This is a genomic window from Streptomyces sp. NPDC014734, assembly GCF_043083325.1.
In the GTDB taxonomy this organism is placed as follows: Bacteria; Actinomycetota; Actinomycetes; order Streptomycetales; family Streptomycetaceae; genus Streptomyces.
Genome location: NZ_JBIBYN010000041.1, coordinates 2391 through 27667 on the forward strand (window position 1 = coordinate 2391; position 25277 = coordinate 27667).

The window sequence follows — 25277 nt, forward strand, 5'->3', positions numbered from 1 at the left end:
TCAGCCCTTTCCGAACCTCTTGTCGATGAAGTCGAAGAGTTCGTCGTCGCTGGCCTCTTCGAGGACTCCGGCCCCGGCGGTGTCGTCCGCGGCGTTGCGGACGTCGTTCCACTTCGTCAGGAGCGACTGCAGGCGCACCGCGATGCGGTCGTGGTCGGCGTCGTTCTCGGCCACCGCCATCAGGTCCTCCGGCGCCAGTGCGGACAGGGTGTTCTCCAGCCGTTCCAGCTCGTCCAGCACGGAGTGCCCTGCCGTCGTCTCCTCGGGGGCCACCTCGGCCATCAGTTGGTGCGCGAGCGCCGACGGGGTCGGGTAGTCGTAGACCAGCGTCGCCGACAGCCTCAGCCCGCTGGCCTCGCCCAGGCGGTTGCGCAGTTCCACGGCGGTCAGCGAGTCGAAGCCGAGCTCCTTGAACGCCTGGTCGGCACCCACCTGGTCCGGGGACGCGTAGCCGAGTACCGCCGCCACCTGTCGGCGCACCAGGTCCAGTACGGTGCGCCGCTGTTCGGCGTCGGTGAGGCCGGCGAGCCGGGCCGTCAGTGTTTCGGCGCCGGTCCCGGCCACCGCGGTGGCACGGCCGGACTCCGCGGCACGGCGGACGGGGACGCGTATCAGGCTCCGGTAGAGCGGTTGCAGTTCCCCTGCCGCGGCGTTGCTGCGCAGCGCGGCCAGGTCCAGCCGTACCGGCACCAGTACCGGTTCGCCGGCCTCGCGGGCGGCGTCGAACAGGGCAAGGCCCTCCGCCGCGGAGAGCGGCAGCACACCGCCCCGCGCCGACCTGCCGAGGTCGGCCGCGCCGAGCGTGCCCGCCATGCCGCGTTCCTCGGCCCACATGCCCCAGACCAGGGACACCGCGGTGAGTCCGCGGGCCCGGCGGTGGCGGGCCAGGGCGTCCAGGAAGACGTTGGCCGCCGAGTAGCTGCCCTGTCCGGGGCTTCCCAGGGTGCCCGCCGCCGCCGAGTACAGCACGAAGGCGGACAGGTCCAGGTCCCGGGTCAGTTCGTGCAGGTTCACTGCCGCGTCGACCTTGGGCGCGAGCACCCGGTCCACCCGTTCCGGTGTCAGCAGGTCGATGACTCCGTCGTCGAGCACGCCCGCGGTGTGCACCACGGCCGTCAGCGGACGGTCGGCGGGGACGCTCGCCAGCAACGTGGCGAGTGCCGCCCGGTCCGAGGCGTCGCAGGCGGCCACGGTGGCCTCGGCGCCCAGCGCACGGAGTTCACCGGTCAGCTCCGTCATGCCCTCGGCGGCCGGGCCGCGCCTGCTGACGAGCAGCAGATGGCGTGCGCCGTGCTCGGTGACCACATGCCGGGCCAGCAGGCGGCCCAGGCCGCCGGTGGCACCGGTGATCAGGACGGTGCCCTCGGGGTCGATGGGCTGTGCGCCCGCCGCCCCGGCATCGGTCGTGGTCCGGGTCAGTCGCGGCGCGTACACCGTGCCGGCGCGGAGTGCCAGTTCCGGTTCGTCCGAGGCCAGTGCGCCCGGAATGGCAGCGAGCGACGCGTCGCCGTCCACGTCCAGCAGCAGGAACTGTCCGGGATTCTCCGCCTGTGCGGCCCGCAGCAGGCCCCAGACCGGTGCGTTCACCAAGTCGGCGACATCGGCGTCGTCGGCCGCGGCGACGGCGCCCCGGGTGACGACCACCAGTCGGGCGGTGCCCGGGCGCCCGCCGTTCAGCCACTCCTGGAGCACGCCCAGGGTGTGGTGGGTGGCGGTGCGGACGGCCCCGGCGAGGTCGCTGTCGGGCAGGTCGCCGGGGGCGGGCGGCAGCGGCAACAGCACCGTGCCGGGCGTGGTGCCGCCCGCCGCGACTGCCGCGTTCAGGGCGGTGAGGTCGTCATACGTCTCGGCGCGCACCCCGGCCGCTTCCAGCGCGACGGCCGGCTTGAGTTCGTCGCCGCCTCCGATGACGGCGACGGGTTCGGACGAGATCGCCGAGGACGCGGGCAGCGCCGTCCAGTCGACACGGAACAGCGAATCGTGGTGGCCGGTCGCCGCGTTGTCCGTCGCACCGGTGATCAGGTCCGGGTCCACCGGTCGGGTGGCCAGCGCGTCGACCGTCGCGACGAGTGAACCCGCCGTGTCGGCCACCGTCACCGAGACCGTGCCGTCCGCGGCGGCGTCGGCGACCGGTGTCAGCCGCACCCGCAGCGCGTCCGCGCCGATCGCGCGCACGCTCACTCCGTGCCATGAACCCGCCAGTGCGGGACCGTCCGTGTCCGCCGCCAGCAGCACCAGCGGCTGGAGCGCGGCGTCCAGCAGTGCCGGGTGCAGCGCGAAGCGCGTGGCGTCCGACTGCTGCTCCGCCGCGATCCCCACCTCGGCGAAGAGTTCCGCACCACGTCGCCAGACACGCTCCAGGCCCTGGAAGGCCGGGCCGTGCAGCAGACCGGCGTGTGCCAGCCGGCCGTAGACCTCGTCGGCCGCCACGGGCTGCGCGTCGGCGGGCGGCCAGGCCGACAGCCCCTCGGGATCCATGGGGTTCGTCATGGACGGGCCGGTGGCCAGCAGGCCACTCGCGTGCCGGGTCCACGGCCGGTCCGACCGCTCCGGGCGGGAGTGGACGGCCAGGGTCCGGCGGCCTGCGTCGTCCGGCTCACCGACCGACACCCGTAGCTGCACGCCGCCTCGTTCCGGAAGTACCAAGGGGGCTTCCGTGGTCAGTTCTTCGAGCAGTTCGCAACCGGCCCGGTCGCCCGCCCTGACCGCCAGTTCGACGAGGGCCGCGGCGGGTACCACCACCGTGTCCCCGACCATGTGGTCGGCGAGCCAGCCGTGCGAACGGAGCGAGAGCCGGCCCGAGAAGAGGAACCCGTCCGAGTCGGGCAGTTCCACCGCGGCACCCAGCAGCGGATGGTCGGCGGTACCGAGCCCCATCGAGGCGTACTCGTCCAGGCCGAGCAGGGCGTCGGCCCAGTAGTGCTGGTGCTGGAAGGCATAGGTCGGCAGGTCGACGCGGCGCGCGCCCGTACCGGCGAAGAACGTCTCCCAGTCGGGGGCCGTTCCGCGGACGAACAGCCGCGCCAGCGCGTCGCTCGCCGCTCGCGCCTCCGGCCTGCCCGTGCGCAGCACCGGTGCGAGCACGGCGCGGCCTGGCTCGGTGAGGCAGTCCTGGGCCATGGCGGTGAGCACCCCGTCCGGGCCGAGTTCGACATACGTCGTCACGCCCTGGGCCTCCAGGGTCCGTACACCGTCCAGGAAGCGGACGGCGTCACGGACGTGCCGGACCCAGAAGTCCGGGGTGGTGATCTCCTCGGCGGAGACCACATCACCGGTCAGGTTCGACACGACAGGAATGCGCGGCGCCTCGTACGTGATGCTCTCCGCGACCTCGCGGAAGGCGTCGAGCATGCTGTCCATGCGGGGCGAGTGGAACGCGTGCGAAACGGTAAGCCGCTTCGTCTTCCGGCCCCGCGCCTCGAAACCGGAAGCGATCTCCAACGCGGTTTCCTCGTCGCCCGCGATCACGACGGACGACGGGCCGTTCAGCGCGGCGATGCTCACGCACTCGGTGAGCAGCGGCGCCACCTCGTCCTCCGACGCCTGCACCGCCACCATCGCCCCACCGGCGGGCAGCTCCTGCATCAGGCGCCCCCGTGCGGCCACCAGCTTCGCCGCGTCCGTCAGGGAGAAGACCCCGGAGACATGCGCGGCGGCAAGCTCACCGATGGAATGGCCGGACAGGAAGTCGGCCCGCAGACCCCATGACTCGACAAGTCGGAACAGCGCCACCTCGACCGCGAACAGCGCGGGCTGGGTGAAGCTCGTCCGGCCGAGCTGTTCGGTGTCGTCGCCGAACAGCACGTCCTTCAGCGGACGGTCGAGGTGCCCGTCCAGATGCGCGCAGACCTCGTCCAGCGCGTCGGCGAACACCGTTTGGGCGTCGTAGAGTTCGCGGCCCATGCCGAGCCGCTGACTGCCCTGCCCGGTGAACAGGAACGCCACCTTGCCCGCCGTCACCGTTCCCCGGACCTGCCCCGGCACCGATGCCTCCGCCGACTCGCTGTCCGCGAGTGCCGCCAGGCCGCGCAGCAGCCCGTCCCGGTCCTCGGCGGTCAGCACGGCCCGGTGGTCCAGGGCGGTACGGGTCGTGGCCAGCGAGTACGCGACATCCACCGCGTCCGCCTCCGGCCGTGCGGCGAGGTACGCCCGCAGCCGCTCGGCCTGGCCGCGCAGCGCGGCCTCGGACTTGCCCGACAGCACCCACGGCACGGACGTCGGCTCCACCTCCGGGGCGGGGACGGGCTGCGCCGAGGGGGACTCGGGTGCCTGCTCCAGCACGGTGTGCGCGTTCGTGCCGCTGATGCCGAACGCGGAGACCGCGGCGCGGCGGGGGCGGCCGGTCTCCGGCCACTCCACCGCCTCGGTCAGCAGCGAGACCGCGCCCGTCGACCAGTCCACGTGCGGGGTCGGCTCGTCGACGTGCAGGGTCTGCGGCAGCACCCCGTGCTGGAGCGCCAGCACCATCTTCATCACACCCGCGACACCGGCCGCGGCCTGGGTGTGACCGATGTTCGACTTGATGGAGCCGAGATGGAGCGGCAGGTCGGCGGGGCGGTCCTGGCCGTAGGTGGCCAGCAGCGCCTGCGCCTCGATCGGGTCACCCAGCGTCGTCCCCGTACCGTGCGCCTCGACCGCGTCCACATCGGACGTGGTCAGTCCGGCACCGGCCAGGGCCTGGCGGATGACGCGCTGCTGGGACGGGCCGTTGGGCGCCGTCAGCCCGTTGCTCGCGCCGTCCTGGTTGATCGCCGAGCCGCGCACGAGCGCCAGGACCGGGTGGCCGTTGCGCCGTGCGTCGGAGAGCCGTTCCACGAGGAGCATGCCGACGCCCTCGCCCCAGCCCGTCCCGTCCGCACCCGCCGCGAACGCCTTGATCCGGCCGTCGGCGGCCAGACCACGCTGCTTGCTGAACTCGACGAAGGAACCGGGGGTGGACATCACGGTCACACCGCCGGCGAGGGCCAGCGAGCACTCGCCCTGACGCAACGCCTGGATCGCCCAGTGCAACGCCACCAGCGACGACGAACACGCCGTGTCGACCGTGACCGCCGGACCCTCCAGACCCAACGCGTAGGAAACCCGGCCCGACATCACACTCGCCGCATTGCCCGTGCCCATGAAACCGTCGCCGCCGTCGGACGAGTTGAGGACCAGGGACATGTAGTCCTGTCCGTTGGTACCGGCGAAGACGCCGACCTGCTGACCGCGCAGCGTGGCCGGGTCGATGCCCGCGCGCTCGCACGCCTCCCACGACGTCTCCAGCAGCAACCGCTGCTGCGGGTCCATCGCGACGGCCTCACGCGGCGAGATACCGAAGAACGCCGCGTCGAAGACCCCGGCGTCCGCCAGGAATCCGCCCTCGCGAACGTAGCTGGTGTTCTCGCTGCCGGACTCCGGGTCGTACAGTCCGTCGATGTCCCAGCCGCGGTCGGCCGGGAAGCCGGAGACCGCGTCCCGTCCGGAGGCCAGCAGCTGCCACAGTTCCTCGGGCGTCCGGACGCCGCTGGGGAAGCGGCAGCTCATCGCGACGATCGCGATCGGGTCGTCGGCAACGGCCACCGCCGGGGCGGCCGTGGCGGTGGTCGCCGCGCTCTCCTCGCCCAGGACCTCGGTCCTCAGGTGGTCGGCGAGCGCCGTCGACGACGGGTAGTCGTAGACCAGCGTCGGCGGCAGCCTCAGCCCGGTCACGGAGTTCAGCCGGTTGCGCAGTTCGACGGCGGTCAGTGAGTCGAAGCCGAGTTCCCGGAAGGCCCGGTCGGCCTCGACCGCCTCCGGGTCGGCGTGGCCCAGCACGTCGGCCACCGCGGCGCGCACCAGGTCCAGCAGTGCCCGTTCGGCCTCGGCCGCCGACAGCCCCGCCAACCGCTGGACCAGCGAGGCATCGGTGTCGGCGTCCGCCGCACCGGATGCCGCCACGGCCTCGGCCTCCAGGGCCTCGCGCGCCTCGGGCAGTTCCAGCAGCAGGGCGCTCGGCCGCGAGGCGGTGAATCCCGGCGCGAGCCGCGCCCAGTCGATGTCCGCGACGGTCACCGCGGTCTCGTCCAGGTCCAGCGCCCGCTGCAGCGCGGCGATCGCCGTCCCGGCGTCCATCGGCGGCACACCCGCACGGCGCATGCGCTGCTCCAGTGTGTCGTCGGCGGCCATGCCGCCCTCGGCCCACGGGCCCCAGGCGATGGAGGTCGCCGGCAGTCCCTCTGCCCGTCGCAGCTCGGCCAGCGCGTCGAGGAAGGCGTTCGCGGCGGCGTAGTTGCCCTGCCCGGCGGCGCCCATGGATCCGGCGATCGAGGAGAAGAGCACGAACGCGGAGAGGTCCGTCTCACGCGTCAGCTCGTGCAGACCGGCCGCCGCGTCCGCCTTCGCGCGCAGGACGTTGCGGATGCGCTCGGGGGTGAGCGCGTCCAGCACACCGTCGTCCAGCACACCGGCCGCGTGGAACACGGCCCTCAGTGGGGCCTCCTGCGGCAGCCCGGCCAGCAGCCCGGCCAGGGCGTCGCGGTCGGCGACGTCGCAGGCCACGACGGTGACCCGGGCTCCACGCCCGGTGAGTTCCTCGCACAGTTCGGCGGCGCCCGGTGCGTCCGGGCCGCGGCGGCTGGTCAGGACGAGGTGCTCCGCACCCCGGTCCACCAGCCAGCGCGCGACCTGGGCGCCCAGCGCGCCCGTGCCACCGGTGACCAGGACGGTCCCCGCCCCGGGCTCCCAGGTGTGCCCCGGCCTCGCCGGTGCCGCACCACGGACCAGCCGCCGTCCGAAGACTCCGGAGGAACGAACCGCGACCTGGTCCTCGCCACTGCGGCCCGACAACACCCCGGCCAGGCGTGTCAGCGCCCGGTCGTCCGCCGCTTCCGGCAGGTCGACCAGACCGCCCCACCGTTCCGGATGCTCCAGCGCGGCAACCCTGCCCAGACCCCAGGTCTGCGCCTGCCACGGGTCGACGGCCTTGTCCGACCGCCCGACGGACACCGCACCGCGCGTGGCCACCCACAGCGGGGCGTCGACGTCCGCGTCACCCAGCGCCTGCGTCAGGGCGGCCGTCAGGAGAAGCCCTGCGGCGCCCTCGACGGCCGACAGCGAGAACACACCGGCCACCGCGCCGTCGGCCGCCACCGCACGCAGCCGCGCGGCCATCGCGGCACGGTCGTCCTCGGTGCCGAATTCGATGACCTCAACCTCGGCACCACGTGCCGACAACGCCCGGACCGCTCCTTCTGTCCACGCCTCGTCGGCCCGGTGTCCGAAGGTGACGACCAGCCAGCGGCCGCCCGGCGCGCCCTCCGCGTGAAGGGTCACCGGCTTCCAGGACACCTGGTAGCGCCAGGCGTCGACGGTCGACCGCTCGGTCTGCCGGCGCCGCCACGAGGACAGCATGGGCAGGACGGTGCCCAGCGAGGAGAGCTCGTCGGCGTTCCCGGAGTGCAGCGCACCCGCGAGAGCCTCCAGGTCCTCCCGTTCCACTGCTTCCCAGAACCGCGTGTCCACCGCGTCCGCGGTGATCGCGCCGCCCCGGGACTGTGCCTCGGAGTTCTCCACCCAGTAGCGCTGCCGCTGGAACGCGTAGGTCGGCAGGTCCACCCGCCGTGCGCCCGTCCCGGCGAAATACGCCTGCCAGTCCGGGGCGAAGCCCCGGGCGTGAAGCACCGCCAGCGCACCGGTCACCGACTCCGTCTCGGCACGCCCCTTGCGCAGCGCGGGAACGAACACTGCGGTTTCACCGGTGACGCATTCCTGGGCCATGGCGGTGAGGACCCCGTCCGGGCCCAGCTCGACGAAGGCGGTGACGCCTTCGGTCTCCAGGGTGCGGATGCCGTCGAGGAAGCGGACCGCGTCGCGGACGTGCCGCACCCAGAACTCCGGGTCGGTGATCTCCTCGGCGGACACGAGGGCCCCGGTCAGGTTCGACACGACCGGAATACGCGGCGCCTCGTACGTGACGCTCTCCGCGACCTCACGGAACGCCTCCAGCATCCCGTCCATGCGCGGCGAGTGGAACGCGTGCGAGACGGTGAGCCGCTTCGTCTTGCGGCCCCGCGCCTCGAATCCGGAGGCGAGGGCGAGGGCGGCGTCCTCGTCGCCCGCGATCACGACGGACGACGGGCCGTTCAGCGCGGCGATGCTGACACCCTCGGTCAGCAGCGGCGCCACCTCGTCCTCCGACGCCTGCACCGCGATCATCGCGCCACCGGACGGCAACTCCTGCATCAGGCGCCCACGGGCCGCCACCAGTCGCGCCGCGTCCGCCAGGGAGAAGACCCCGGAGACGTGCGCGGCGGCAAGCTCACCGATGGAGTGCCCGGACAGGAAGTCCGGCTTCAGCCCCCATGCCTCGACAAGACGGAACAACGCCACCTCGACCGCGAACAGCGCGGGCTGGGTGAACCCGGTCCGGTCCAGGGTCTCGGCGTCGTCACCGAACAGCACCGTCTTCAGCGGGCGGTCCAGGTGCCGGTCCAGCTCGGCGCACACCTCGTCCAGCGCGTTCGCGAACACCGGGAACGCCTCGTACAGCTCGCGGCCCATGCCCAGTCGCTGGCTGCCCTGCCCCGTGAAGAGGAAAGCGGTCCTGCCCCCGGTGGCCGTGCCGGTGGTGAGTCCGGCGGCGGCGGTGCCGTGCGCCAGCGCCTCCAGGCCCGTGCGGAATCCGGTGTGGTCGTCGGCGACGACCACCGCACGGCGGTCCAGCGCCGTCCGGCCGACCGCCAGCGAGTAGGCCACATCGGCGGTGCCGGGCCCGGTGTGCGAGGCGAGGTGGGCGAGGAGCCGTTCGGCCTGGCCCCGCAGGGCGGCCTCGGTCCTGCCCGACAGCACCCACGGCAGCGGCAGCGGGTTCGTCACCGGGGCTTCGGCGGGCTTCGCGGGAACCGGCGCGGGTGCCTGTTCCAGGATGGTGTGCGCGTTGGTGCCGCTCACGCCGAAGGAGGAGACCGCCGCCCGGCGCACCCGGCCGGTCTCCGGCCAGGCCCGTGTCTCGGTCAGCAGCTCGATGTCTCCGGCCGCCCAGTCGACGTGCGGCGAGGGCTCGTCGATGTGCAGGGACTGCGGCAGCACGCCGTGGCGCATCGCCATGACCATCTTGATGATGCCGCCGACACCGGCAGCCGCCTGGGTGTGGCCGATGTTGGACTTCAGCGAGCCCAGCCACAACGGCAGGCCCTCCGGGCGCTCCCGGCCGTAGGTGGCCAGCAGCGCCTGCGCCTCGATCGGGTCACCCAATGTCGTCCCCGTGCCGTGCGCCTCCACGACGTCGATCTCTGCGGCGGGCACACCCGCGGCGGTCAGCGCCGCACGGATGACACGCTGCTGCGACGGACCGTTGGGCGCCGTCAGGCCGTTGCTCGCACCGTCCTGGTTCACCGCGCTGCCACGCACCACGGCCAGCACCTCGTGGCCGTTCCTCCGGGCGTCGGAGAGGCGTTCCACGAGGAGCATGCCCGCGCCCTCGGACCAGCCCGTGCCGTCCGCCGACGCGGCGAAGGACTTGCAACGGCCGTCCGTCGACAGGCCCTGCTGACGGCTGAAGTCGATGAAGGTGTCCGGGGTGGCCATCACGGTCACACCACCGGCCAGCGCCATCGTGCACTCACCGTTGCGCAGCGCCTGCGCGGCGAGGTGCAACGCCACCAACGACGACGAGCACGCCGTGTCGATGGTCACCGCCGGACCCTCCAGCCCGAAGGTGTACGACACCCGGCCGGAGGCCACGCTGCCCGCGGCTCCGGTGCCCAGGTAGCCCTCCAGGTCCTCCGGGACGGCGGTGAGCCGTGTGAGGTAGTCGTGGTACATCACACCGGCGAAGACACCGGTCCTGCTGCCGCGCACCGACGCCGGGTCGATACCGGCCCGCTCGAACGCCTCCCAGGACGTCTCCAGCAGCAGCCGCTGCTGCGGGTCCATGGCCAGTGCCTCGCGCGGGTTGATCCCGAAGAAGTCCGCGTCGAACTCGGCGGCGTCGTGCAGGAAGCCGCCCTCGATGGTGGAACTGGTGCCCGACTGCCCGGGGTTGTCGCCGTGCAGCCCTTCCAGGTCCCAGCCGCGGTCGGCCGGGAAGCCGGAGATCGCGTCCACCGACCCCGCGACGAGCTGCCACAGCTCCTCGGGGCTCGTGACACCGCCCGGGTAGCGGCAGCTCATACCGACGATGGCGATCGGCTCGTCGTCGGCGACGACGTCCGGCGTCGTCGATACCTCGGTCACGACCTCGTCGCCGACGAGTTCGGTCCGCAGATGGCGGGCGAGGACGCTCGGGTCCGGGTAGTCGAAGACGAGCGTGGCCGGAAGCCGCAGCCCCGTCACCGCGTTCAGCTGATTGCGCAGCTCCACAGCGGTCAACGAGTCGAAGCCCAGCTCCTTGAACGCCCGGCCCGAACCGATCGTCTCCGCACCCGCGTAACCCAGCACCGCGGCCACCTGCCCACGGACCAGATCCAGCAGCAACCGCTCCTGCTCCACCGGACCCAGCCCGGTGAGCCGCCGCACAAGACCCGACTCCCCCGCACCCGCCACCACGGCATCCACCGCACGACGCACCGGAACCCGCACCAGACCACGCAACAACGGCGAGATGGGGCCGACCGCGGCCTGCGTGCGCAGCGCCGCGATGTCCAGCCGCATGGGCACCAACGCCGCATCGCCCGTCTTCAGGGCCGCGTCGAAGAGCCGCATCCCGTCCGTGACGGACAACGGCGGCACGCCCGCCCGCCGCATCCGGGCGATGTCGGCCTCGTCGAGCGTGTCACCCATGCCACCACCGGCCCACAACCCCCAGGCCAGCGCACTCGCCGCGAGCCCCGCCGCGGCACGGTGCTGCGCGAGGGCGTCCAGGAAGGCGTTGGCGGCGGCGTAGTTGCCCTGCCCCGGACCACCGAAGACACCGGCCGCCGAGGAGAACACCACGAACGCCTTCAGATCAAGCTCACGCGTCAGTTCGTGCAGGTTCCACGCCGCGTCCACCTTCGGACGGAAGACCTGCGCGAGTCGCCTCGGCGTCAACGAACCGATGGTGGCATCGTCGAGCACACCCGCCGTATGCACCACGGCGGTCAGCGGATGCTCCGCCGGAACCGCGGCCAGAACAGCCGCCAGCTCGTCCCTCTCGGCCACATCACACGCCGCCCAGGTCACGACCGCACCCGACCCCGCCAACTCCGCGGCGAGCTCCGCCGCACCCGGCGCCTCACCACCCCGCCGACTCACCAACAACAGCCGACGCACCCCATGCTCCGCCACCAGATGACGGCTCACCAGCCCACCCAGCGAACCACTGGCACCCGTCACCAACACCGTGCCGTCAGGGTTCCCGATCGCGGTGTCGTCATCGGTTTCCGCCGAGACCGCGCGGGCCAGCCGTGGCGCCTTGAGGACGCCCTCCCGCACCGCGATCTCCGGCTCGCCGCTCGCCAGAGCGGCAGGCAGCGCGCCGAGCGAGTCGGCGTGCCCATCGAGGTCGACGAGGACGAAGCGGTCCGGGTTCTCCGACTGCGCCGAGCGCAGCAGGCCCCGTACGGCGGCGCCCGCCAGGTCGGCCACCGGTGCGCCCGCCTCGGTGGCGACGGCTCCCGACGTCAGTATCACGAGACGGGAGTCGGCGAAGCGCTCGTCCGCCGACCATGCCTGTACGAGGGCGAGGGCCTCGGTTCCGGCCCGGTGGGCGGCAGCCGCCGAGTCCTCGCCGTCCGTTCCGGCGGATGGGGAGGCGAGGACGAGGTCCGGTGGCCGGACGCCGGATTCGACCGCCCGGACGAGGTCGTCGTACGAGTCGTGCGCCACGGCGTTCTCGACGGTGCCGAGTGCCGCCGGGCCCAGAACCGCCCAACGGTTCGTGGAGGACGCCCCCGTGGTGGGTGCGAGGTCGGTCCATTCCACGCGGAACAGCGACTCGTGGTGTGTCGTTCGCGCGCTGCGCAACTGTTCGGCCGAGACCGGGCGCAGCGCGAGGGACGCCACGGTGGCGACCGGTGCGCCGGTCACGTCAGCGATCTCCAGTCGCACAGCGTCACCGCTGGTCGCGGCCATCCGGACGCGCAGGCCGGAGGCGCCGACGGCGTGCAGCGACACCCCGGCCCAGGCGAACGGCAGCCGGCCCTGGGTCTCGGTACCGCCCAGGCCTCCGAGACCCAGCGCGTGCAGTGCGGAGTCGAGCAGCGCCGGGTGCAGGCCGAAGCGGTCGGCCTTCTCCCGGGTCTCGTCGGGCAGCAGCACCTCGGCGAAGATCTCGCCGTCGCGCCGCCATGCCCTGCGCAGCCCCCGGAAGTCGGGGCCGTAGGCGAAGCCGACGTCCAGCAGGTCCGTGTACCGGTCCTCGACCGGCACCTCGACCGCGTCCGCCGGGGGCCAGGCGCCCAGTTCGAACCCGGGCTCCGGCAGGTCGGCCGCGGTGGCCAGTACACCGCCGGCGTGCCGGGTCCACGGCTCGTCGGCCGCAGGGGTTTCCGGGCGGGAGTGGAAGGCAAGCGGGCGTCGGCCTGACGCGTCGGCCGCGCCGACCCACAACCGCAGTTGGACGCCGCCCTGTTCGGGCAGGATCAGCGGCGCCTCCAGCGTCAGCTCTTCGAGGTGCTCGCAGCCGACCTGGTCACCGGCGCGGATCGCCAGCTCCACGAACGCCGTGCCCGGCAGCAGGACCGTGTCCATGATGGTGTGGTCCGCCAGCCACGGGTGCGTGGACAGCGCCAGGCGCCCGGTGAAGAGCATCCCGTCGTCGTTGGGCAGCTCCGCGCTCGCCCCGAGCAGCGGGTGCCCGGCCTCGCCCAGCCCCACGGCCGCGACGTCACCGAGGTACAGCGAGGACACCTTCGGCCAGTAGCGCTCGCGCTGGAAGGGATACGTGGGCAGCTCGACACGTCGGGCGCCGGTGCCCGCGTAGTACGCCGCCCAGTCCACCTTCACGCCGCGCACATGCGCCCGTGCCAACGCGCCGACCAGCGACTCCGCCTCATCGCGCCCCTTGCGCAGCACGGCGGCGAACACCGCGTCCTCGCCGGTGACGCACTCCTGGCCCATGGCCGAGAGCACCCCGTCCGGACCCAGCTCCACGAAGGTGGTGACGCCCTGCGCCTCCAGCGCACGGACGCCGTCGACGAAGCGGACCGCCTCGCGGACGTGCCGCACCCAGAAGCCGGGGTCGGTGATCTCCTCGGCGGAGACCACACCACCGGTCAGGTTCGACACGACCGGAATGCGCGGCGCCTCGTACGACAGCCCCTCCGCGACCTCGCGGAACGCCTCCAGCATCCCGTCCATGCGGGGCGAGTGGAACGCGTGACTCACCGACAGGCGCTTCGACTTGCGCCCCCGCCCCTCGAAACCTGCCGCGATCCGAAGCACCGCGTCCTCGTCGCCCGCGATCACGACGGACCGCGGACCGTTCAGGGCCGCGATGCTCACGCCCTCGGTCAGCAGCGGCGCCACCTCGTCCTCCGACGCCTGCACCGCCACCATCGCCCCACCGGACGGCAGCTCCTCCATCAACCGCCCACGGGCCGCCACCAGCTTCGCCGCGTCCGCCAGGGAGAAGACCCCGGAGACATGCGCGGCGGCAAGCTCACCGATGGAGTGCCCCGACAGGAAGTCCGGCCGCAGACCCCATGACTCGACAAGACGGAACAACGCCACCTCGACCGCGAACAACGCGGGCTGCGTGAACCCGGTCCGGTCCAGGGTCTCGGCGTCGTCACCGAACAGCACCGTCTTCAGGGGCTGCGGGAGGTGCGCGTCCAGCTCGTCACAGACCGTGTCCAGCGCTCCCGCGAACACCGGATACGCGGCATACAGCCCACGCCCCATGCCCAGCCGCTGGCTTCCCTGCCCCGTGAACAGGAAGGCGGTCCTGCCACGGGTCGCCGAGCCCTCGACGAGCCCGGTCGTGCCGCGCCCCTCGGCGAGCGCGTCCAGACCGGCCAGCAGCCCGGTTCGGTCCTCGGCGACGAGCGCGGCCCGCTCCTCGAAGGCCGCGCGGTGCGCGGCCAGGGAGTAGCCGACGTTCACCGGCGCCGTGTCCGGTTCGGCGATCAGGTGCGCACGCAGTTGACCGGCCTGCGCACGCAGCCCCTCGGCGGTGCGGGCGGACAGGACCACCGGCAGCACCGGCAGCTCCGCCGGGGGCACCGCGGGTCGCTCGGCGCTCTGCGTGGTCTCCTCGTTCGGCGCCTGCTCCACGATGGCGTGGGCGTTGGTGCCGCTGAAACCGAAGGAGGAGATGCCCGCCCGGCGCGGGCGGCCGGTCTCCGGCCATTCCACCGGCTCGGTCAGCAGGGTGATGTCGCCCGAGGTCCAGTCGACGTGCGGGGTCCGCTCGTCGACGTGCAATGTCTGGGGCAGCACACCGTGCTGCATGGCAAGCACCATCTTGATCACACCCGCGACACCGGCCGCGGCCTGGGTGTGGCCGATGTTCGACTTGATGGAGCCGAGGAACAGCGGACGGCCCTCGGGGCGGTCCTGACCGTAGGTGGCCAGCAGCGCCTGCGCCTCGATCGGGTCGCCCAGCTTGGTGCCGGTGCCGTGCGCCTCGACGGCGTCCACGTCCGTGCCCGAGAGCCCGGCGGTGGCGAGCGCCTGCCGGATCACCCGCTGTTGCGACGGGCCGTTCGGCGCCGTCAGACCGTTGCTGGCGCCGTCCTGGTTCACGGCCGTACCGCGCACGACCGCGAGGACCGGGTGGCCGTTGCGCCGTGCGTCGGAGAGGCGTTCGACGAGGAGCATGCCGACGCCCTCGCCCCAGCCCGTCCCGTCCGCACCCGCCGCGAACGCCTTGATCCGGCCGTCGGCGGCCAGACCACGCTGACGGCTGAAGTCGACGAACACACCAGGGGTGGACATCACGGTCACACCGCCGGCGAGGGCCAGCGAGCACTCACCGTTGTGCAGTGCCTGGACGGCCGAGTGCAGGGCGACGAGCGAGGAGGAGCAGGCGGTGTCGATGGTGACGGCCGGGCCCTCAAGCCCGAAGGTGTACGCGAGTCGGCCGGAGATCACGCTTGCCGCGTTACCGGTGCCCATGTGGCCTTCGAGGCCCTCCGAGCCGTTGAGCAGCAGCGACAGGTAGTCCTGGCCGTTGGTACCGACGAAGACACCGGCATGACTGCCGCGCAGCGTGGCCGGGTCGATGCCTGCCCGTTCGAAGGCCTCCCATGTGGTCTCCAGCAGCAGTCGCTGCTGCGGGTCCATGGCAAGGGCCTCGCGCGGCGAGATTCCGAAGAAGGTGGGGTCGAAGTCGGCGACGTCGTGCAGGAAGCCGCCTTCGCGGGCGTACGAGGTTCCCTCGACGTCCGGGTCCGGATCGTAGAGCGTCTCCAGGTCCCAGCCGCGGTCGTCGGGCATGCCCGAAACGGCGTCCGTGCCGGCCACGAGCAATCGCCACAGCTGCTCGGGGGTGTGCACACCGCCGGGAAAGCGGCAGCTCATCGCGACGATCGCGATCGGGTCGTCGGCAACGGCCGCGGCCGTCATCACCGGACCGGAGATCGTGGCCTGCTCTCCGAGGAGTTCGGCGAGCAGGTGGTCGGCGAGGGCGAGCGGGGTGGGGTAGTCGTAGATGAGGGTGGCGGGAAGCCGCAGGCCGGTGACGGCGTTGAGGCCGTTGCGCAGTTCGACCGCGGTCAGCGAGTCGAAACCGATCTCGCGGAACGCGCGGTCGGCCGCGACCTCGTCGAGGTGGGCGTGGCCCAGCACCTCGGCGACATGACCGCGTACGAGGTCCAGCAGGAAGGATCCGCGCTCGGACTCACCGAGTCCGATGAGCCGTTGTCCGAGCGAGGTTGCCGGTTCCGCGGTCTTCTCGAACGGCTCGGAAGTGGTGGCCGCGCGTGCCACGGCCCGGCGTACCTCGGTCAGGTCGGACAGCAGGGGGCTGGGCCGCACCGCGGTGAAGCCGGGTCCGAAGCGGTCCCAGTCGATGTCCGCGACGGTCACGGTCGTGTCGTCGAGCTCCAGAGCCCGCTGAAGCGCCTCCACCGCCAACCCGGCATCCATCGGCGGCATACCCGCCCGACGCATCCGCTGATCCAGCCCACCATCAGCAGCCATACCACCCTCGGCCCACGGACCCCACGCAATCGACGTCGCCGGCAACCCCTCAGCACGACGCCGCTCCGCCAACGCATCCAAAAACGCATTCGCCGCACCATAATTCGCCTGCCCCGCCGCACCCAACACACCCGACACCGACGAGAACAACACAAACGCAGAAAGCCCCAACCCCCGCGTCAGCTCATCCAGATGAACCGCAGCCCCCACCTTCGAACCCAGAACACCCACAAACCGCTCAGGCCCCAAACCATCCAACACACCATCATCCAACACACCCGCCGCATGCACCACACCCACCAACGGAAACTCCACCGGCAACCCAGCCAACACCCCCTCCAACGCCCCACGATCAGACACATCACACGCCACCACACTCACCCGACCACCCAACCCCACCAACTCATCCCGCAACCCCACCGCACCCGGAGCCCCCAACCCACGACGACTCACCAACACCACATGACCAACACCACACCCCACCAACCAACGAGCCACATGCCCACCCAACGCACCCGTACCACCCGTCACCAACACCGAACCACCCTCAAAACCAGCACCAAACCCCCCAACCCCAGACACCGCAACACCAGCAGACCCAGCAGACCCAGCACCCGCACGAATCAAACGACGACCGAACGCACCCGAAGAACGAACCGCCACCTGATCCTCAACACCACCAGCCAACACACCACCCAACCGCACCAACACCCGCTCATCCACCACCCCCGGCAAATCAACCAAACCACCCCACCGCTCCGGATGCTCCAACCCCACAACCCGACCCAAACCCCACACCAACGCCTGACCCGGATCCACCACACCATCCGAACCACCCACCGACACCCCACCACACGACGCCACCCACAACGGCGCCCCCACACCCACATCACCCAACGCCTGCACCAACGCAACCGACGCCAACAAACCACCCTCACCCACAAGCGCCAACAACGAGAACACACCCGACACTTCCACACCGGCCGAGGTCTCGCGCAACCGCTCGGTGTACTCGGCGCGGCCGGCCGCCGCGTCAAGTTCGACGCGTCGCACCTCGGCACCCAGCTCGGTGAGTGCGCGGATCACGTCGGCGGACCATGCGGTCTCACCCTCGGGGGTGACGACCAGCCACACTCCGGTGAGTCGTGCAGTCGAGTTCGGGGACAGTGGCTTCCAGGACACCTGGTAGCGCCAGCCCTCGATGCCCGCCGGGGCCACGAGGGCCCGCTCCGGCGCCTCCGGCCAGTAGCGCTTGCGCTGGAAGGCGTAGGTCGGCAGCTCGACGCGTCGTGCGCCGGTTCCGGTGAAGATCGCCCGCCAGTCCGGTCGCGCACCGCGGACGTGGGCCCGCGCCAGGGCGGCGGTGAGTGTCTCGGCCTCGGGACGTCCCTTGCGCAGCACCGGAACGAAGGCCGCGCCCTCGCCCGTCACGCACTCCTGCCCCATCGCGCTGAGCACCCCGTCGGGGCCGAGCTCGACCAAGGTGGTGACCCCCTGGGCCTCAAGTGTGCGAATGCCGTCCAGGAACCGGACGGCCTCGCGGACGTGCCGCACCCAGAAGTCGGGGCTGGTGATCTCCTCGGCGGACACCACTCCACCGGTCAGGTTGGACACGACCGGAATGCGCGGGGCCTCGTACGTCAGCGTCTCCGCGACCTCGCGGAACGCCTCCAGCATCCCGTCCATGCGGGGCGAGTGGAACGCGTGCGAGACCGTCAACCGCTTCGTCTTGCGGCCCCGCCCCTCGAAACCTGCCGCGATCGCGACAGCCGCGTCCTCATCACCAGCGATCACGACGGACCGCGGACCGTTCAGCGCGGCGATGCTCACGCCCTCGGTCAGCAGCGGCAGCACCTCGTCCTCCGACGCCTGCACCGCCACCATCGCCCCACCAGCGGGCAACTCCTCCATCAACCGCCCACGGGCCGCCACCAGCTTCGCCGCGTCCGCAAGCGACAACACCCCCGCCACATGCGCGGCAGCCAGCTCACCAATCGAATGACCGGAGAGGAAGTCGGGGCGCAGACCCCACGCTTCGAGCAGCCGGAACAACGCCACCTCGACCGCGAACAACGCGGGCTGTGTGAACCCCGTCCGGTCCAGCAGTCCGGCACTCTCCTCACCGAACAGCACCGTCTTCAGGGGCTGCTCCAGGTGTCCGTCCAGCTCGTCGCAGACCGCGTCCAGGGCCTGTGCGAACACCGGGAACGCCTCGTACAGCTCACGCCCCATACCCGGACGCTGGCTCCCCTGCCCCGTGAACAGGAAGGCCGTCTCGCCCTCGGTGACCGAGCCCTCGACGAGACCGGCGGCGGTACGCCCCGCGGCCAACGCCTCCAGTCCGTGGGACAGGTCGTCGATGTCGGCGGCGGCCAGCACGGCCCGGTGGTGCAGCGCCGCTCGACCGGTGGCAAGGGTGTAGGCGACATCGGCGGGTTCCAGGCCGGGCTGCGCCGCCAGGTGGGCGTGCAGTCGCCCTGCCTGGGCGCGCAGCGCGTCCGTGCTCCTGGCCGACACCGTGAAGGGCAGCACCGGGGCCTGCGCGGTGGTGAGCGGAGCCTGCTCCGTCCCCATGTCCGGGGCCTGCTCGATGATGGTGTGGGCGTTGGTGCCGCTGATACCGAAGGAGGAGACCGCGGCCCGGCGCGGGCGGCCGGTCTCCGGCCACTCGACGGCCTCGGTCAGCAGCGCCACCGCACCCGACGACCAGTCCACGTGCGGGGTCGGCTCGTCGACGTGCAGGGTCTGCGGCAGCACCCCGTGTTCGATGGCCTTGACCATCTTGATGATCCCTGCGACACCGGCCGCGGCCTGCGAGTGGCCGATGTTCGACTTGATGGAACCGAGGAACAGCGGCCGGTCCCCGGGACGGTCCTGGCCGTAGGTGGCCAGCAGCGCCTGCGCCTCGATCGGGTCACCCAGCGTCGTCCCCGTGCCGTGCGCCTCCACGGCGTCCACGTCGGCGGTCGTCAGTGCGGCACCGGCCAGGGCCTTGCGGATGACGCGCTGCTGCGCGGGCCCGTTGGGCGCCGTCAGGCCGTTGCTCGCACCGTCCTGGTTGACGGCGGAGCCGCGCACGATCGCCAGCACCGGGTGGCCGTTCCTGCGGGCCTCGGACAGCCGCTCGACGAGGAGCATGCCGACGCCCTCGCCCCAGCCCGTACCGTCCGCGGCGGCCGCGAACGCCTTGACCCGGCCGTCGGAGGCGAGTCCGCGCTGCCGGCTGAACTCGGTGAAGGTGCCGGGCGTGGTCATGATGGTGACGCCACCGGCGAGTGCCATGGAGCATTCGCCCTGGCGCAGTGCCTGGATGGCCCAGTGCAGGGCGACCAGGGAGGAGGAGCATGCGGTGTCGACCGTGACGGCCGGACCCTCCAGGCCGAGGGCGTAGGCGATGCGGCCGGAGATGACGCTGCCCGCGTTGCCCGTCATCACATGGCCCGCGACCTCCGCTCCGGCGTGTTCCAGGCCCACGTCGTAGGCGCTGTTGGAGGCGCCGACGAAGACACCGACGCCACGTCCGCGCATGGACTCCGGGTCGATGCCCGCACGCTCGAACGCCTCCCAGGACGTCTCCAGCAGCACACGCTGCTGCGGGTCCATGGCGAGGGCCTCACGCGGCGAGATACCGAAGAACGCGGCGTCGAACAGGTCCGCCTCGTGCAGGAAGCCGCCCGCACGGGCGTAGTCGTCGCTCTCGTCCCCGGGCGCCCGGTCCGCTTCCCAGCCGCGGTTGTCCGGGAAGCCGGTGATCGCGTCCGCGCCCCCGTCGACCAGGCGCCAGAGTTCCTCGGGCGAGCGTACGTCGCCGGGGTAGCGGCAGCTCATCGCGACGATGGCGATCGGGTCGTCGGTGACCGCGGTGACCTCGGCCTCGCCCGTCCGGGCCTGTGCCGTGTCGTCCTCGACGAGTCCATCGAGGAGTTCGCCACGCAGGTGGTCGGCGAGGAAGGCCGAGTTGGGGTAGTCGAAGACGATGGTGGTGGGCAGCTTCAGCCCGGTGGCGGCCGAGAGCCGGTTGCGGAGCTCGACGGCGATCAGGGAGTCGAAGCCCAGTTCCTTGAACGCCCGGCGTGCCTCGACGGCCTCCGACGTGGAGTGTCCGAGAACCGCGGCCACCTGGGTACGGACCAGGTCCAGCACGGTGCGTCGGCGTTCCGCGGGGGACAGCGCCAGGAGTTGCCCGGTAAGGGAGGAACCGGACGCGACGGACCCGGCGGTGGCGGTACGTCGGCCCGAGGTGCGGATCAGACCACGCAGCAGCGTGGGGACGGGGCCCGTGCCGTACGCGGAACGCAGCGCCGTCAGGTCCAGCCGGGCCGGCACGAGTACGGCCCGGTCGGTGCGCAGCGCGACATCGAACAGTGCCATGCCCTCGTCTTCGGAGAGGGCTCCCATGCCACTGCGGGCAAGTCGTCGCAGATCGGTTTCGGTGAGTCCGCCGGTGATGCCACCGGCCTGGGCCCACAGTCCCCACACCAGTGAGGTGGCGGGCAGTCCCCGGGCGTGGCGGTGAGCGGCGAGTGCGTCCAGGAAGACGTTGCCCGCCGCGTAGTTGGCCTGGCCCGCGCCGCCCAGGGTGCCTGCGATGGCGGAGAACAGGATGAACGCGGCGAGGTCGAGATCGCGGGTGAGTTCGTGCAGGTTCCACGCGGCGTCCGCCTTGGGGCGCAGTGCGCGGTCCAGTTGTTCGGGCGTCAGGCCGGGAACCGTGGCGTCGTCGAGTACACCGGCGGTGTGCACGACGGCGGTCAGCGGGTGTGCGGTCGGGACATCGGCCAGGACGGCGGCCAGCGCCTCGCGGTCGGCCGCGTCGCAGCCGACGACGGTCGCCTCCGCGCCGAGTGCGGTGAGTTCGTCGACAAGTCCGGTGGCGCCGGGGGCCTCGGGGCCCCGGCGGCTGGTGAGCAGCAGGTGGCGGACGCCGTGTTCGGTGACGAGGTGGCGGGCGACCAGGCGACCCAGTCCGCCGGTTCCGCCGGTGATCAGGACGGTGCCCTCGGTGTCCAGGGCGGGCACCGAAATCCGCGGGCTCCGGAGGTCGGTGTCCGTGGTGCGGGCAAGGCGCGGTGCCAGGGCTTCGCCGGCGCGCAGTGCCAGCTCCGGTTCCCCCAGGGTCAGAGCGCCGGACAGCGCGGCCATGGAGGCGTCCGTGCCGTCGAGATCGATCAGGACGAACCGGTCCGGGTTCTCGGTCTCGGCCGAACGCAGCAGGCCCCACAATGCGGCGTGCGCCAGGTCCGCGACGTCCTCGTCGGGGCCGGCGGCGACTGCTCCGCCGGTGACGAGCACCAGCTTGGCATCGGTGAAACGGGCGTCGGCAAGCCAGCCCTGCACCAGCTCCAGCGCGCGGTGCGCAGCCCGGTGCGTGGCACCGGTGAGGTCGTTCTCGGTGTCCTGGGTCCGGGCGAAGGGGGCGAGGACCAGCTCCGGCGGGGCGGTCTCCCCCGCCTCGACGGCCGCCGCGAGGGCGGCCAGGTCCGGGAAGGCGGTGGCGACGATGTCTGCCGTACACAGCCCGAGGGTGTCCTCGCCCAGCACCGCACGGCGTCCGGCGGCACCCGGACCGGCCTCGGTGGTCCGCTGCGCCACCCAGTCCAGTCGGAACAGTGACCGCCGGTGCGCGGCGGCACGGTCGGCATCGAGGTCCATGCCGCTCTCCGGCAGCGGACGGAGCGTCAGCGAACCGACGGTGGCCACCGGTCGGCCTGCGGTGTCGGCGAGCGACAGCGTCAGCGTGTCGTCGCCGGCCGGTGTCATCCGGACGCGCAGCGCTTCCGCGCCCACCGCGTGCACGGTCACGCCCTGCCACTCGGCGGTCAGCCGTGCCCCCGCACTGCCGTGCAGCACGTGCAGGGCCGCGTCGAGCAGCACCGGGTGCACGGCGAAGGACCCTGCGGCCGGGTCCGCGCCCTCGGCCAGACGTACTTCGGCGAAGAGCTCGTCGCCACTGCGCCAGGCGGCGGTCAGCCCCTGGAACCCCGGTCCGTAACGCAGTCCGGCGTCGGCGAGTTCCGCGTAGAGGCCGTCGATGTCGATCGTCTCGGCACCGGCCGGTGGCCACACCGTCAGCTCGGCGGGAACCGCCGGGGGCCGGGCGTCGGTCAGCGTGCCGGTGGCGTGCCGGGTCCACACCTGGTCGGCGTCGGCGTCCTCGGCCCGTGCGGAGACGGTGAACTGTCGGCTTCCTGTGGAATCCCGCGCACCGACCTCGACCTGTACGCGCACGCCGCCACGCGTGGGCAGCACCAGGGGTGCCGTCAGGGTGAGTTCGGTCATGTGGCCGCAACCGGCCTGGTCTCCCGCGCGGGTGGCCAGTTCGACGAAGGCGGCGCCCGGCAGCAGGACCGAGCCCATGACGGTGTGGTCGGCCAGCCACGGGTGGGTGTCCAGGCCCAGTCGCCCGGTGAACAGGAATCCGTCGGTCGTCGCCAGTGGCACGGCCGCGCCCAGGAGCGGGTGATCGGCCGGTTCCAGACCGACTGCGGTCACATCACCGCTCCTGGCACCCGGCTCCAGCCAGAACCGCTGGTGCTGGAACGCGTACGTCGGCAGGTCCACCCGCCGCGCACCCGTCCCCGCGTAGAACGCCGACCAGTCCACGGCGACACCCCGGACATGTGCCCGTGCCACGGCCGTGACCAGCGCCTCGGTCTCGGGACGCCCCGCGCGCAGGACCGGTGCGAAAGCAGCGTCCTCGCCGGTGACACACTCCTGGCCCATGGCCGAGAGCACCCCGTCCGGACCCAGCTCCACGAACGTCGACACACCCTGCGCCTCCAGCGCACGGACACCGTCGACGAAACGGACCGCCTCACGGACATGCCGCACCCAGAAACCGGGGCTGGTGATCTCCTCGGCGGACACCACTCCACCGGTCAGGTTCGACACGACCGGAATGCGCGGGACCTCGTACGACAGCGTCTCCGCCACCTCGCGGAACGCCTCCAGCATCCCGTCCATGCGGGGCGAGTGGAACGCGTGCGAGACCGTCAGCCGCTTCGTCTTGCGCCCACGCGCCTCGAAACCTGCCGCGATCGCGACAGCCGCGTCCTCATCACCAGCGATCACGACGGACCGCGGACCGTTCAGCGCGGCAATGCTCACGCCCTCGGTCAGCAGCGGCGCCACCTCGTCCTCCGACGCCTGCACCGCCACCATCGCCCCACCGGACGGCAACTCCTCCATCAACCGCCCACGCGCCGCCACCAGCTTCGCCGCATCCGCAAGCGACAACACCCCCGCCACATGCGCGGCAGCCAGCTCACCGATCGAATGACCGGAGAGGAAGTCGGGGCGCAGACCCCAGCCTTCGAGCAGCCGGAACAACGCCACCTCGACCGCGAACAACGCGGGCTGCGTGAACCCCGTCCGACCGATCAACCCGGCATCATCACCGAACAGCACGGACTTCAGCGGCTGTTCCAGATGCCGGTCCAGCTCCGCACACACCGCGTCCAGGGCCTGTGCGAACACCGGGAACGCCTCATACAGCTCACGCCCCATACCCGGACGCTGACTCCCCTGCCCCGTGAACAGGAACGCCGACTTACCACCGGCCACCGAGCCGTCGACCAGGTTCGAGGCGGACTCGCCGCGCGCCAGTGCCTCCAGGCCCGCGACCAGAGCGTCGCGGTCCCGGCCGACGACCACCGCACGGTGGTCGAGGGCGGTCCGGGTGGTCGCCAGCGAGTGGCCGAGGTCGAGGGGCCGCTGTCCGGGGAAGTGCTCGACGTGCGCGAGCAGCCGCCCGGCCTGGGCACGCAGCGCCTCCGCGCTCCTGCCGGACAGCGCCCACGGCAGCACACCGGGCTCCCGCGACGGCCCGTCCGGGGCAACTTCCGCGACGGCCTCCGGCTCCGGAGCCTGCTCGATGATGGTGTGCGCGTTGGTACCGGACACACCGAAGGACGACACACCGAAGCGGCGCGGACGGCCGGTCTCCGGCCAGGCCACCGACTCGGTCAGCAGCGAGACCGCGCCCGCCTCCCAGTCGACGTGCGGCGACGGCTCGTCCACGTGCAGGGTCTGCGGCAGCACACCGTGGCGCATCGCCATGACCATCTTGATGATGCCCGCCACACCTGCCGCGTTCTGGGTGTGGCCGATGTTGGATTTCAGCGAGCCCAACCACAACGGCAGGCCCTCCGGGCGCTCCTGGCCGTAGGTGGCCAGCAGCGCCTGCGCCTCGATCGGGTCACCCAGCGTCGTCCCCGTGCCGTGCGCCTCCACGGCGTCGATGTCTGCGGGGGCGAGGCGTGCGTTCTCCAGGGCCTGGCGGATGACGCGCTGCTGCGCGGGCCCGTTGGGCGCCGTCAGGCCGTTGCTCGCACCGTCCTGGTTGACCGCCGAACCCCGCACCACGGCCAGCACCGGATGCCCGTTCCTCCGGGCGTCCGAGAGTCGCTCGACCAGCAGCACACCGACACCCTCGGACCAGCCCGTACCGTCGGCCGAAGCCGCGAAGGACTTGCACCGACCGTCGGCCGACAACCCACGCTGACGGCTGAACTCCACGAAGACGTCCGGGGAGGCCAGCACAGTGACTCCGGCGGCGAGCGCCAGGGAGCATTCGCCGTTGCGCAGCGCCTGCACCGCGAGGTGCAGGGCGACCGACGAGGAGGAGCAGGCGGTGTCGACGGTGGCCGCCGGACCCTCCAGGCCGAAGGCGTACGAGAGCCGCCCGGAGACCACGCTGGAGGCGGTACCGGTGAGCAGGTGCCCCTCGACGCCCTCCGGAAGGTCGTATTCGCCCGCGCCGTAAGCCTGGGCCGAGGCGCCGACGAACACGCCGGCGCGGGAACCGCGGACGGCCGCCGGATCGATCCCGGCCCGTTCGAACGCCTCCCAGGACGTCTCCAGCAGCAACCGCTGCTGCGGGTCCATGGCCAGCGCCTCACGCGGCGAGATGCCGAAGAAACCGGGGTCGAACTCCGCGGCCTCGTGGAGGAAGCCACCGCCACGGGCGTAGAAGGTGCCCTCGCGGTCCGGGTCCGGGTCGTACAGGGACTCGATGTCCCAGCCCCGGTCCTCCGGGAAGCCGGAGATGGCGTCGCCGCCCCGGTCGACCAACTGCCACAGGTCCTCGGGCGACCGTACGCCGCCCGGGTAGCGGCAACTCATGCCGACGATGGCGATGGGCTCCCGGGACGCCTCGGTGAGCTGCTGGTTCTGCCGGCGCAGCCTGTCGGTCTCCTTGAGCGAGGCCCGCAGCGCTTCAACGAGTTTTTCGTTGGGGGTTGTCATCTTGATAC

Annotated in this window: 1 protein-coding gene; it reads right to left on the reverse strand. The window is 72.2% G+C overall.

Annotated features, from left to right (window positions below; all coding sequences use genetic code 11):
- Nucleotides 1-25269 (reverse strand): type I polyketide synthase, encoded by a 25269-nt coding sequence (locus tag ACF1CT_RS36485; protein WP_391788337.1) that lies wholly within the window; start codon nucleotides 25267-25269, stop codon nucleotides 1-3.
- Nucleotides 25270-25277 lie beyond the last annotated feature (8 nt).